This is a genomic window from Polaribacter reichenbachii, assembly GCF_001975665.1.
Classification (GTDB): Bacteria; Bacteroidota; Bacteroidia; order Flavobacteriales; family Flavobacteriaceae; genus Polaribacter; species Polaribacter reichenbachii.
Genome location: NZ_CP019419.1, coordinates 171,981 through 184,879, shown reverse-complemented (window position 1 = coordinate 184,879; position 12,899 = coordinate 171,981). Strand labels below are relative to the sequence as shown.

General features: G+C 29.2%; 11 protein-coding genes. 8 read left to right on the top strand and 3 right to left on the bottom strand.

Annotated elements, in window-relative coordinates; translation table 11 throughout:
• Positions 1-37: 37 nt before the first annotated feature.
• Together BW723_RS00795 and BW723_RS00790 are read right to left on the bottom strand one after the other, a co-directional pair.
• Positions 38-1,552 carry a peptide MFS transporter gene (locus BW723_RS00795; protein WP_068363918.1) on the bottom strand — a complete coding sequence of 505 codons (1,515 nt, stop codon included), beginning with the start codon at positions 1,550-1,552 and terminating at the stop codon, positions 38-40.
• A gap of 32 nt (positions 1,553-1,584) precedes the next feature.
• Positions 1,585-3,771, bottom strand: a complete 2,187-nt coding sequence (locus BW723_RS00790; protein ID WP_068363921.1) for a S9 family peptidase — start codon at positions 3,769-3,771, stop codon at positions 1,585-1,587.
• 143 nt (positions 3,772-3,914) lie between these two features.
• Between BW723_RS00790 and BW723_RS00785 the strand changes: the two genes are divergently transcribed.
• A complete protein-coding gene (locus tag BW723_RS00785) occupies positions 3,915-5,642 on the top strand; it encodes a hydroxymethylglutaryl-CoA reductase, degradative (RefSeq protein ID WP_068363924.1) in 1,728 nt (575 codons plus the stop codon).
• Between the two features lie 4 nt (positions 5,643-5,646).
• Here the strand turns inward: BW723_RS00785 and BW723_RS00780 are convergent, their stop codons facing one another.
• Positions 5,647-6,834 carry a C40 family peptidase gene (locus tag BW723_RS00780; RefSeq protein ID WP_068363965.1) on the bottom strand — a complete coding sequence of 396 codons (1,188 nt, stop codon included), beginning with the start codon at positions 6,832-6,834 and terminating at the stop codon, positions 5,647-5,649.
• A 99-nt stretch (positions 6,835-6,933) separates the two neighbouring features.
• Here BW723_RS00780 and kynU point away from each other — a divergent pair, with 99 nt between their 5' ends.
• The 7 genes from kynU (at position 6,934) to BW723_RS00745 (ending at position 12,855) form a co-directional block, all read left to right on the top strand.
• Positions 6,934-8,193 (top strand): kynureninase, encoded by a 1,260-nt coding sequence (kynU, locus tag BW723_RS00775; protein ID WP_068363926.1) that lies wholly within the window; start codon positions 6,934-6,936, stop codon positions 8,191-8,193.
• Positions 8,190-9,404, top strand: coding sequence for a S41 family peptidase (locus BW723_RS00770; RefSeq protein ID WP_068363928.1), 1,215 nt, complete (start codon positions 8,190-8,192; stop codon positions 9,402-9,404). The genes kynU and BW723_RS00770 overlap by 4 nt, the downstream gene beginning before the upstream one ends.
• Positions 9,397-10,806, top strand: a complete 1,410-nt coding sequence (locus BW723_RS00765) for an FAD-dependent oxidoreductase (RefSeq protein WP_068363931.1) — start codon at positions 9,397-9,399, stop codon at positions 10,804-10,806. The genes BW723_RS00770 and BW723_RS00765 overlap by 8 nt, the downstream gene beginning before the upstream one ends.
• Before the next feature lie 94 nt (positions 10,807-10,900).
• A complete protein-coding gene (locus BW723_RS00760; protein WP_068363934.1) occupies positions 10,901-11,221 on the top strand; it encodes a GIY-YIG nuclease family protein in 321 nt (106 codons plus the stop codon).
• Between the two features lie 38 nt (positions 11,222-11,259).
• Entirely contained in the window at positions 11,260-11,793 is a 534-nt protein-coding gene (locus tag BW723_RS00755) for a DUF1697 domain-containing protein (protein ID WP_068363937.1), read from the top strand.
• A gap of 28 nt (positions 11,794-11,821) precedes the next feature.
• Positions 11,822-12,391: a transposase gene (locus BW723_RS00750; RefSeq protein WP_068363940.1), complete on the top strand. Its 570-nt coding sequence runs from the start codon at positions 11,822-11,824 to the stop codon at positions 12,389-12,391.
• A 56-nt stretch (positions 12,392-12,447) separates the two neighbouring features.
• Entirely contained in the window at positions 12,448-12,855 is a 408-nt protein-coding gene (locus BW723_RS00745; protein WP_068363943.1) for a RidA family protein, read from the top strand.
• The last annotated feature ends 44 nt before the right edge of the window (positions 12,856-12,899 follow it).

Here is a 12,899-nt window from a genome sequence, read left to right as displayed (position 1 = left end):
TGATATGCCAAAGTTAATTTTATTTTCTCCTTAAAAATTAATGCACGTTTCCTAATAATTTCTTCATTAATGGAGAAAATAAAAGAACAATTGCTCCTGCACCAAGAGCGTACATAGCTATTAGGTTAAAACCATCTGTATAAACACCTAATGTATCTAATGGGTTAATAACTTGTCCTGGAACATTTTCAATGGCTAATTGTTCAGAAATAAATCCTACTATTTGAAAAGCAAATGCGGATGATAAAAACCAAACTCCCATCATAAAAGCTACAATGTTTTTAGGTGATAAATCTGTGATTTTAGATAAACCTACAGGTGACATAAATAACTCTCCAATAGAAATGATTAAATACATTGCAAATAAATAATAAAAAGGAACTAATCCGTTTTCATTAGCACTAGCTCCACTTATTGAAAGAATATAAAAACTTAAACCTGCAAAAAGTAATCCTAAACCAAATTTATAGGGAGTTCTTGGGTTCATACCTTTTTTAGATAAATAACCCCATAATAAAGAAATTGGGATTGCTAAAATGATGATAAACATAGAGTTTAACCCATTGGTTTGACCAGCAGTCATTATACCTTCTAAATCTACATTTCTAGAGGCAAATAAGGTAATTACACTTCCAGATAATTCATGGAAACCCCAAAAAAGCGTCATAAAAAATGTAATTAAAACAGCCATAAATAACTTTTTTCTAGCTTCATTTGTTTTTAAATTATATATAATATATCCAAGATATACTAATACAGCAACACCAATAAATTTAAAAATACCTGTAACATAATTATCTTGCCAAGAAGATAATAACCATGCAATAGCAGGAGCACATAAAAAAGCAACAATAGGAATTAATGTTTTTTGAGGAACTCCAATTATTTTTTTCTCATAAACGTCTTTACTTGGTGGCATACCTTTGTCTCCAAATACATTTTTTTTAATTCCACTCCAAAAAAAAATCAAACCAGCTAACATTCCAATTCCTGCTAAACCAAAGCCATAATGATACCCATATTTAACAGCTAATAAACCACACAAAAAAGGTGCAACCATACCACCAATATTAATACCCATATAGAAAATGGTAAAACCAGAATCTTTTCTTACATCACCATCTTTATATAAAGCACCTACAAATGTTGATATATTAGGTTTAAAAAAACCATTACCAACTACAATAAAAGCTAAAGCCAAAAAGAAAGCGATATCATTTTCAATTGCTAAAACAAAATGACCTAAAGACATTAAAATTCCTCCTAAAAAAATAGAGGCTCTCATACCAAGAATTTTATCAGAAATTTGACCTCCAATCACTGTAGAAGCATACACTAAAGAACCATAGGAAGCGTAAACAACAGCTGTAGCTGTATCTCTTTCTGTAATTGCAGCAAATATTTTTTCAACCATATAGAGCGTAAGTAATGCTCTCATTCCATAGAAACTAAAACGCTCCCATAATTCAGCAAAAAATAAATAGAACAATCCTTTTGGATGTCCAAACATTTGTGGTTCTTCAACAGTTGTGCTAACTCCTTTATCTAACATAATTCTACTTTTATTTCTTAAGGTTTATTCGATTAGTTTAATAAATGTTCTACAACAAAATTAGTCATTTTGGTGTATAAATTTAATCTAGTATTTCTTCCTTTGTAAATTCCGTGGGTTCTGTCTGGCACAATAAACATATCAAATTGTTTGTTGGCTTCAATTAAAGAATTTATCATTCTCATTGAGTTTTGTACGTGTACATTATCATCTCCTGTTCCGTGAACTAATAAGTAGTTTCCTTCTAGCTTATCTGCATAATTTATTGGTGAATTGTCATCATAACCACTTGCATTTTCTTGCGGAGTTTGCATATAGCGTTCTGTGTATACAGTGTCGTAAAAACGCCAAGAAGTAACTGGTGCTACAGCAATTGCAGTTGTAAAAATATCATTACCTTTTAGCAATACGTTCGTACTCATAAATCCGCCATAAGACCAACCCCAAATACCAATATTATTTTTATCAATATAAGAACGTTCAGCCAATTTTTTAGCAGCTGCTATTTGATCTTCAACTTCAAATTTACCTAATTCTTTTTGAGTAATTTTTTTAAATTCTGCTCCTTTTAAACCAGTTCCTCTTCCATCAATACAAACTACAATCATCCCTTTTTGGGCTAACATATTGTGCCAATAATCATTGGCGGCATTCCATTTATTACCTACTTGCTGAGAACCTGGACCTGAATATTGAAACATAAACATTGGGTAAGTTTTACTTTCATCAAAATCTACAGGTTTTATCATCCACATATTTAAATCATTACCATTTATGTTGATGGTAGAAAATTCTTTCGGACTCATTTTATATGCTGCTAATTCTTCCTTTAATTCTCCATTGTCTTTAATTACTTTCAGCATTTTACCTTTAGCATTGTATAAAGAATAAATTGGCGGAATTTCTGCGGATGAAAACGTATTGATAAAGTAGTTTAAATTAGTACTAAAAGCAGCTGAATTTTGTCCATCTTCATTACTTAAAAGCTTTTTGTTTTTTCCATTTAGTTTGATAGAATAAACACCTCTATTAATCGATCCGTTTTCTACAGATTGATAATAAATTGTTTTTTTAGATTCGTTAAAACCATAATAACGAGTTACTTCCCAATTTCCTTTTGTAATTTGATTGATTAATTTTCCATCAAAATCATAATGATAAATATGATTGTATCCATCTTTTTCGCTTGTCCAGATAAAAGAATTATCAACTAAAAAAGTTAGGTTGTCTGTAATATCTATATAAGCTTTATCGGTTTCGTTTAATAATACAGAAGTTGTATTTTTTACAGCATCAACTTTATGTAATTTTAAATCATTTTGATGACGATTTAAAGTAGTTGCTATTAAAATTTTATCATCATTAGACCATTTTATTCTTGGTATATATTCATAATCACCTAAAGCAATTTTTTTACTATTTTCTGATGCAATAGTGTACATATGTAAAGTTACATCAGCATTTTTTTCTCCGGCTTTTGGATATTTAAAAACTTGTTGGCTTGGGTACAATTCTTTACCAACAATATCCATAGAAAAAGTAGGTACTTTACTTTCATCGAAACGTAAAAAAGCTAAATATTCGCTGTTATTACTCCATTCAAAAGCTCTTACAAAAGCAAATTCTTCTTCGTAAACCCAATCTGTAATACCATTAATAATACTATTCTTTTTTCCATCTTTAGTAACCTGGATAATTTTGTTTTCAGAAAAATCTTTGATAAAAAGATCGTTGTTTTTTGCGTAAGCTACTTTTTTGTTATCAGGAGAAAAAATAGGTTCTTGAATGTCTTCACCTATTAAAGTTACTTTTTTAGTGGCAACATCATAAGCATAATAAGTACCTGTATAAGAATGTCTATAAATCTTTTTAAAATTTGTACCTAAAATAATTTTAGTTTCGTCATTATTAAAACTGTAAGATTGAAAACCATCAATTTCTGGTAAATCTTTACTATTTACAATGGTTTCCACTTTTTCTAAAGTGGCATAACTATATTTATCAACAGAGGTATTTCTGTCTTTATCCCTATTTAAGAGCGAATAAAAATCTCCGTTCATAGAGTTTAAAGAGTTCATTCTCTTTGCAGAAAAAGTACCATCCCAAATTTCTTCGAGGGTAATTTCTTTGGTGCCAGAAGTGTTTTTTGAATCTTGTTGAGAGTAATTTATAGAAGTTATCAATGTGAAAATTGTTACTAAAATGAGGCTTTTTTTCATTTGAGACTTTGTTTTTAATAAAGATTTGCCAAGTTTACGGAAAAATCAGCAAAAAATATCTTAAAAAACCATAAAACTTGATTATATCATATTTTTTGAAAGGTTTCATTTATATTTGTTCTTTATAGCTTATAGATACTTAAATGAGTAAAATTATATCTGGTTTTTCGAAGTTTACCAAAGAAGAAAAAATTAATTGGTTAACAGAAAACTATTTCCACAACCAAACAGAAACTGTAAATATTATTAAACAATATTGGAATGTTGATACCAAATTACAAGAACTGCATGACGATTTTATAGAAAACACAATTTCTAATTTTTATATGCCATTTGGTGTTGCGCCTAATTTTGTGATTAATGACAGAACCTACGTAATTCCTATGGTTGTAGAAGAAAGTTCTGTAGTTGCAGCAGCTTCTTTAGTAGGTAAATTTTGGAGCACAAGAGGTGGTTTTAAAACAACTGTAATTTCTACTACTAAAATTGGGCAAGTTCATTTTATGTTCGCTGGCAATAAAAATGATTTAGAAACTTATTTTAATCAAAATAAAACAGAATTATTTGCGGCAACTGCTTCCATCACCAAAAATATGAAAAAACGAGGTGGAGGAATTTTAGATATAAAATTGATTGATAAAACAGCTAAACTTGCCAATTATTATCAATTGCACGTAACTTTTGAAACGAAAGATTCAATGGGTGCAAATTTTATTAATTCTTGTTTAGAAGCCATTGCTAAAAAGTTTGAAAAAGACGATATAGAAATTGTAATGAGTATCTTATCTAACTACGTTCCTGAATGTTTGGTTAGGGCAGAAGTGAGTTGTAAAATTGAAGAATTGGGTGGAGAAAACCCGCAGAAATTTGCAGAAAAATTTCATCAAGCTGTACAAATTGCAGAAATAGAACCTTATAGAGCAGTTACACATAATAAGGGAATTATGAACGGAATTGATGCTGTAGTTTTAGCAACTGGTAACGATTTTAGAGCAGTAGAAGCTGGTGCACATGCTTATGCCTCTAGAAATGGTTCGTATTCGAGTTTGTCTCATTGTTCTATTGATGATGGAGTTTTTAAATTTTGGATAGAAATTCCGTTAGCATTAGGTACTGTTGGTGGTTTAACAGCTTTGCATCCTATGGCTAAATTGTCTTTAGAAATGTTGCAAAAACCATCTGCAAGAACTTTAATGCAAATTATGGCTGCAGCAGGTTTAGCACAAAATTTTGCAGCTTTAAGAGCATTAACAACCAAAGGAATTCAGCATGGGCATATGAAAATGCACTTGCAAAATATTTTAAATCAGTTAGGTGCTAATGAGCAAGAAAAAGAAAAAATTATCAAATATTTCGAAACCAGAACTGTATCTCATTCTGCTGTGGTTACTCAATTTAATGAATTAAGAAAACCAAAAATAAATTGGATTAATTTTTTAAATATTGATGATATTTCTGAAAGATTAAACACTTTAACCAAAATAACAAAACCTGTTTTTGGTAAAATGAATGGGCAACAAGTTATTGAACATTTAAGTTTGTTGATGCAAATTTCTAATGGAAAAATTGATGCTGATTATTATGTTTCTGATGAAAAAACAGCTAGAAGAAAACCATTTTTAGATACAGATGGCGAATTGCATATTGGCTTTAGAGCCGCTATTTTATCTGATGAACCTACTCCAGAAAAATTTAATTCTATTCAAGAAGCAATTGATGATTTAGTAGTACAAATTAATGATTTTAAAAATCATTTTACAGAAACTACAACCGAAAATCATCCGTTTTTTGGCGAATTAGATTATGAATACTGGAAAAAATTTCACGTAAAACATTTTACGCATCACTTTAAGCAATTTAATTTATTGTAAACTTTTATAGCTTAATTTTTTCTTTTAGGTTGATGATCTTTTTATCCTCAACACCTAAATAACGTCTACTACCTAAATAACGGTTTTTATTAAATTCGTCGTAATTAGGTTGATAATCATCTATAGAACTAATATGTACATTACCAGAAGCATGGATAAATTCACCTTTTCCATTACCAAGCCAAATACCAACATGTGTTACTTTTTTTCCTTTTTCAGCTGTTGCTTTTTTACCAAAAAACAATAAATCACCTTTTTCTAAACCTTCAAACTTTAATTCAGGATCCACAATTTGTCCAGCATGCACTTGTTGTGAAGCATCTCTAGGAATAATAAAACCATTCATTAAATACACCATTTTTGTAAACCCACTACAATCCATTCCTTTGCTCGAAGTTCCTCCCCATAAATAAGGGAAACCATCCATAGATTTAGCAATCTTCTCAATATTAGATTGAGAAACTTGTAAATTAGTAAGCCAAGATTCATATAAAGTAGCTTCATCTCTTTTTACAAATCCTATTCTTTTATCTGGATATTCAACTTCAATAAAATCTTTATGTAAAGCTTTATATTTTAAAACTCCACCTAAAGTTATATCAGAAATAATTTCAGATTTATCACTTTTATGGCTAAAAACGGCTCCAAAGGTTTTAGTGAAAATTACTTTTTTTTCATTATTCCAAGCATCAAAATCGGTTTTGTTCATTCTTGTAATTCCACCTTTATCAACCCAAGAAATGTAATTGTCAGGAGTCTGAACTCTATAAAAATCGCCTTTTTTATCTAATACTTTTAAAGGCATTCCTAATAAACCTTGTGTGCCTAATTCTGCAGAATGTTTGGGTTGAGAACGAACGTTAATTACAGAATTTCTGGCAATTGCATATTTTAAATCACCAACAGCAGTATCTGGTAAAACTCTAATTTCGTTTATGTATTTTATTTTTTTTCTACTAATACTGTTCATTAATTTAAACATAGCTGCCTTAGTAGTTGTTATTCCTTCAAGTTTAATTTTATCCTCTTCATAATTAATATCTACATCAAATAGAGCTACTCTCTGATCTGGAGTTTCTGTCATTTTTAATAACGAAGCATATTGTTGTATCTTTTTTAATTCTTCCTCCTTGTTATCACAAGAAATAAATAAGATTAGAACAGAAAGTAACGTGTATTTTAAGGATTTCATTTTCATTAAGTTTAAGCGAAAATACAAAAAAACAAAACTTAAAAAATTGAAATTGAATTAGGATTGTTTTATATTTGAGAACAATCCTATTTTTTATTAATGAAATACAAAAATTCATTGGCTTTTGCCCAACAATTAGATAAAGAAGACCAACTAGCTTATTTAAGAAATCAATTTTACATTCCTAAAGATAAAAACGGAAATGATTGGTTGTATTTTACAGGAAATTCTTTGGGTTTACAGCCAAAATCTACAAAAGAATATATCAATCAAGAATTAGAAGATTGGGCAAATTTAGGCGTAGAAGGTCATTTTGAAGCTAAAAATCCGTGGTTGCATTATCACGAATATTTAACGGATAAAATGGCAAAAATTGTTGGTGCAAAACCCGTAGAAGTTGTGGTTATGAATACGCTTACAACAAATTTACATTTGCTAATGGTTTCGTTTTACAGACCAACAAAATCTAAATATAAAATTGTAATTGAGTCAGATGCTTTTCCATCAGATAGATATGCAGTGCAATCACAATTAAAATTCCACGGTTTTTCTGAGGATGATGTCATTGAATGGAAACCAAGAAAAGGGTCAGCATTATTAAATATTGATGATTTAGAAAAAATTGTTGAAAATCAAGGAGATGAAATAGCATTGCTATTAATTGGAGGCGTAAATTATTACACAGGTCAGTATTTAGATCTTAAAAGAATCGCAGAAATAGGGCATTCAAAAGATTGTGTTGTTGGTATAGATTTAGCTCACGGAGCAGGAAATATTCAACCCAATTTACACGATTCTGGTGTCGATTTTGCAGCTTGGTGCACGTACAAATATTTAAACTCTGGTCCTGGAAGTTTAGCAGGTTTGTTTGTGCACGAAAAACATGCTAAAAATAAAGATTTACCACGTTTTGCAGGTTGGTGGAATCATAACAAATCCACACGTTTTAATATGCGAATGCCTTTTGATGTAATGGAAGGTGCAGAAGGTTGGCAATTGTCAAATCCGCCAATATTATCAATGGCAGCCATAAAAGCATCTTTAGATTTGTTTGATGAAATTGGAATGGATGCTTTACGAGAAAAATCAGAAAAACTAACAGGTTATTTTGAGTTTTTAATTGATGAAATTGGTGCTGAAGACATTAAAATTATCACTCCAAAAAATCCCAAAGAAAGAGGTTGTCAATTGTCTATACAAGTAAAAAATACCGATAAAAGTTTGCATCAAAAATTAACAGAAAAAAATATTATCACAGATTGGCGAGAACCAGATGTAATTCGTTGTGCACCAACACCAATGTATAATTCCTTTGAAGATGTTTATAAAATGGTTTCAATTTTAAAGGGTATTTTATGAGAAAGAACATCATTGCTATTTGCCTAATTTTACAGTCTTTTGCTGCTTTTTCTCAAAGTAAATATTTGTCTGATTTCAATTATTTCTGGGAAACCATAAATACAGAATATGCCTATTTTGATGCAAAACAAACCAATTGGCAGAAGGTAAAAGAGGTATATAGCAAACGTCTAAATTCGATAAAAGAAGATTGGGAGTTTACCTATTTAATCGAGCTAATGAAACACGAACTTTATGATGCTCATTTTACATTAAATAAAAATCTTGCGTTTTCATTTCGTTTAATTCCTAATGATGTAGATGCTTTTGTATCCCTAAAAAATAATAAATATTATATTACAGACATCAGAGATAATTATACAATTAAAAAATTTAATCTAAAAATTGACGATGAACTTATAGTAGTAAATGATACATCATTTAAAGATTTGGTAAAAAAAAATCTACCAATTTCTATAAAAAAACCAGACAATAAAGTAAAAGAATATTTTGCTAATTTGATTTTTGCTGGCAGGCATAATCAACCTAGAAAAATTAAAGTTTTACGCAAAGGTAAATTCATCACTTTAAAACTGCCAAAACCTAATCTTAAAAAATACAATTCAAAACTTTTAGATTATAAATTATTGTCAGGAAATATTGGTTATATTAGAATCAATAATTCTTTAGGTAATAATAATTTAATTCAACAATTTCCAAAGGCAGTAGACAGTCTGCACAACAGTCTGCACAACAGTAAAGCCATCATAATCGATTTAAGAAACACTGCAAATGGTGGCAATACAGATGTTGCAAAGTCAATAATGGGCAAATTTATAAAAGAAGAAATGCCTTATCAAATTCACGAAAGAGTAGGTTTAGAAAGGGCGTTTGGCATCAAAAGAAAATATATAGAACTATTATCACCACTTAAAAATCCATATAAAAAACCAGTTTATGTTTTGGTAAGTAGATGGACAGGTTCAGTAGGAGAAGCCATAGCTCAAGGTTTTTCTAATATGGAAAATGTAACAGTTGTAGGTACAACAATGGCAAAATTATTAGGAGCAATTAAGTGTAAACAATTGCAGAATTCAGGAATTCGGTTTTGCTATCCTTTTGAGAAATTATACAATGTAAATGGTTTACCTAGAGAACATTTTAAACCCGATTTTACAACAAATAGTTATAAAGAAACGTATTTAAAAGCATTAGAATTAATTGATGAATAAACAAGATAAAATACTAATTATAGGAGCAGGTTTATGTGGCTCTTTACTAGCTTTAAGATTGGCACAAAGAGGCTATAAAATAGAATTGTACGAAAGCAGACCTGATTTAAGAAAGGTTGATATTTCTGCAGGAAGATCTATAAATTTAGCATTATCAGATAGAGGTTTAAAAGCCTTACGATTATGTGGAATGGAAAAAAAAGCAAAAGAAATTAGCATACCAATGTATGGCAGATTTATGCACGACAAAGAAGGCAATACTTTTGAGTCGAATTATTCTGGTAGAGAAGGTGAGTACATCAATTCAATTTCTAGAGGCGATTTAAATGCCATTTTGTTAGATGAAGCAGAAAAACACGAAAATGTAAATATTCATTTTAATAGTAGTTGCGAAAATGTAGATATTGAAAATACAATTGCTCATTTTAAAGATTATAAAAGTAAAAGAAAGTTTTTTGTAAAAGCCGATGTTATTTTTGGCGCAGATGGTGCAGGTTCTGCTTTAAGAAAAAGCTATATTTCTGAGCGTAAATTCTTGTTTAGTTATTCGCAAAACTATTTAAATCACGGCTATAAAGAATTAGAAATTCCTGCTGATAATTCAGGAAATCACCAAATAAGCAAAAGTCATTTACATATTTGGCCAAGAGGCGATTTTATGTTAATTGCCTTACCAAATTTAGATGGTAGTTTTACAGTAACACTATTTTTAAGTTACAATGAAGGTGAATATAATTTCGAGAATTTAACAACTACAGAAAAGATTAATGAGTTTTTCGAAAAAGAATTTCCAGATGCTTTGGCTTTAATTCCGAATATAAAAAAGGAGTTTTCACAAAATCCAACAGGTGCTTTAGGCACTGTAAAATGTTCTCCTTGGTCTTATCTCAATAAAACACTGTTAATTGGAGATGCAGCTCACGCAATTGTTCCTTTTTATGGACAAGGAATGAACGCTTCTTTCGAAGATGTTTTTGTGTTCGATGAAATATTAAACCAAGAATTATCAGATTGGAAATCTGTTTTTAAAGCTTACGAAAAAGCAAGAAAAAAAGACACAGATGCCATTGCAGATTTAGCGATTGATAACTTTTATGAAATGAGAGATCACGTTGCAAATCCGTTGTTTAAAGAAAAAAGAAAAATAGAAATGGATTTAGAAAAGACCTTTCCTAATCAATATTTTTCTAAATATTCATTAGTTACATTCAATGAAAATATTGTTTATAATGAAGCAATGAAAAGAGGTAGAGCCCAAGACAAAGCCTTGTTAAATTTAATTGTAGATGATGAAGTACACACCCATTTAAATATGACAAAAGAAGAATTAAGAAGCATTTTAGATAAAGTAATTCACGAAACAGATAAAATTTTGCAAGAAGATAAAATTGCAGGTTTGTAAGTCAAATTATGAGTCACCTCAAGTGCAGTCGAGAGGATGAAAAAAGTAATAATCAATATAAAGTGTCTCCTCGAGCGCAGTCGAGAGGTTAATTATGAAAACGTATTATGTATACATATTAAAATGCTCGGATAACTTGCTTTATGTAGGAATTACAAATAATATGGCAAGACGTTTTGAAGAACATCAAAATGGATTAAACAAAGGTTGTTTTACTTTTAAAAGAAGACCTTTAGAATTAATTTTTCATCAAGTTTTTAATGATGTAGAACAAGCAATTTATTTTGAAAAGAAAATAAAAAAATGGAGTTCAAAGAAAAAATTAGCTTTAGCAAACAATGATTTTGATATGCTACAAATTTTAGCTGAATGTAGAAATGTTACTCATCATAAATATAAACCTTATAATAAATAGTTCTCGACTGCGCTCGAACAGACAAAATAAGTAAATTAATGAAAAGATTTATCATATTATTACGCGGCATAAATGTATCAGGAAAAAACAAAATTCCAATGTTAGATTTACGAGAATTATTAAACAGCTTAGGTTTTCAAAATGTAAAAACATATATCCAAAGTGGAAATATTATTTTAGAATCAAGTAAAACAAAATCAGCAACTTGTAACACTATAAGAGACGCAATTAAAGATAAATTTGGGTTTAATGTTCCTGTAATTGCAAGAACAATTCCAGAGTGGAAAAAAGCAATTGAAAATTATCCGTTTTCAACAGAAAACGAAAAAATAGTTGCCTTTACTTTTTTAGACAAAGCATCAGAAATTACAGAAATTGAAATCAATAATATTGGAGAAGATAAATATAAAATAAATGGAGATGTTGTGTATTTAAATTGCCCATCAACATTTGCAAAAACAAAACTGACAAATAATAGCATCGAAAAAAAATTAAAAGTAACTGCAACAACAAGAAATTTAAGAACAACTTTAAAATTATTAGAGTTATCAAAAGACCTCACAGGTTTTTGAAACCTGTGAGGTCTACCAAATAAAGGATATGAAATACGAAGTACTAGAATCAAATAATTATTATCATATTTTCAATCAAGGAAATAATGGCGAGAATATTTTTTGTGAGGACATAAATTATTCATATTTTTTAGTATTGACAAAGAAATATATTCATCCAATAGCATCGATTTTATCTTATTGTTTATTGAAAAATCATTTTCATTTTTTAATCCAAATCAAAGATATTGATGACCAAAAATTAATATCTAAATCATTTTCTAACTTTTTTAATGCGTATTCAAAATCGATTAATAAAAAGTATAATAGAACAGGTAGTTTATTTAGAGATAGATTTAAAAGAATTAAAGTAGAAAATGAAGAATACTTAAAAAAGTTAATAATTTATATTAATTTAAATCCAATTTATCATCAGTTTGTAACAGAATTAAATCAATATAAGCATTCTTCATATTTAGCCTTACTATCAGAAAAAAGTACACTATTAAAAAGAGAAGAAGTACTTTTATTATTTGGAGATTTAGAAAACTTTGAATATCATTTAGCTCATAAAAAATTAGAATTTGACGAGAAATTAAAGGAATTAATATTAGAATAATTAATTTAGACCACACAAGCTTTTAATACCTGTGAGGTTTATTTATAAAAAGTAATATGTCAGAAAAAAAAGTAACACCAAGAGGCGCATATCCACACGTAAAAGTAGTTGGAGATTTTATTTTTGTTTCGGGTACAAGTTCAAGAAAAGCAGATAATACCATTGCTGGAGTTGTAATTATTGATGAAATGGGTACAAAAAAATTAGATGCTTATTTACAAACAAAAGAAGTTTTAAAAAACATCGATAAAAATTTAAAAACTGTTGGTGCAAGTATAAATGATGTAGTAGATGTTTCTAGTTTTTTAGTAAATATGAACGATTTTGCTGATTATAATAAAGCTTATGCAGAATTTTTTGACAAGGAAACAGGCCCAACAAGAACTACAGTTGCAGTACATCAATTACCACACCCAGATTTGGTTGTGGAGATAAAGGTAACTGCTTATAAAAAAGAAAAATAGAATTAGTTGGAAACAGGCATCAAGACAATTTTTTATTATTAAAT

What these genes read in the sequence shown, in the direction of transcription:
- BW723_RS00760 (WP_068363934.1), top strand. Translation starts at nt 10,901, where the DNA reads ATGAAAACGTATTATGTATACATATTAAAATGCTCGGATAACTTGCTT.
- BW723_RS00745 (WP_068363943.1), top strand. Translation starts at nt 12,448, where the DNA reads ATGTCAGAAAAAAAAGTAACACCAAGAGGCGCATATCCACACGTAAAA.
- BW723_RS00795 (WP_068363918.1), bottom strand. Translation starts at nt 1,552, where the DNA reads ATGTTAGATAAAGGAGTTAGCACAACTGTTGAAGAACCACAAATGTTT.
- BW723_RS00765 (WP_068363931.1), top strand. Translation starts at nt 9,397, where the DNA reads ATGAATAAACAAGATAAAATACTAATTATAGGAGCAGGTTTATGTGGC.
- BW723_RS00780 (WP_068363965.1), bottom strand. Translation starts at nt 6,834, where the DNA reads ATGAAATCCTTAAAATACACGTTACTTTCTGTTCTAATCTTATTTATT.
- BW723_RS00755 (WP_068363937.1), top strand. Translation starts at nt 11,260, where the DNA reads ATGAAAAGATTTATCATATTATTACGCGGCATAAATGTATCAGGAAAA.
- kynU (WP_068363926.1), top strand. Translation starts at nt 6,934, where the DNA reads ATGAAATACAAAAATTCATTGGCTTTTGCCCAACAATTAGATAAAGAA.
- BW723_RS00770 (WP_068363928.1), top strand. Translation starts at nt 8,190, where the DNA reads ATGAGAAAGAACATCATTGCTATTTGCCTAATTTTACAGTCTTTTGCT.
- BW723_RS00785 (WP_068363924.1), top strand. Translation starts at nt 3,915, where the DNA reads ATGAGTAAAATTATATCTGGTTTTTCGAAGTTTACCAAAGAAGAAAAA.
- BW723_RS00790 (WP_068363921.1), bottom strand. Translation starts at nt 3,771, where the DNA reads ATGAAAAAAAGCCTCATTTTAGTAACAATTTTCACATTGATAACTTCT.
- BW723_RS00750 (WP_068363940.1), top strand. Translation starts at nt 11,822, where the DNA reads ATGAAATACGAAGTACTAGAATCAAATAATTATTATCATATTTTCAAT.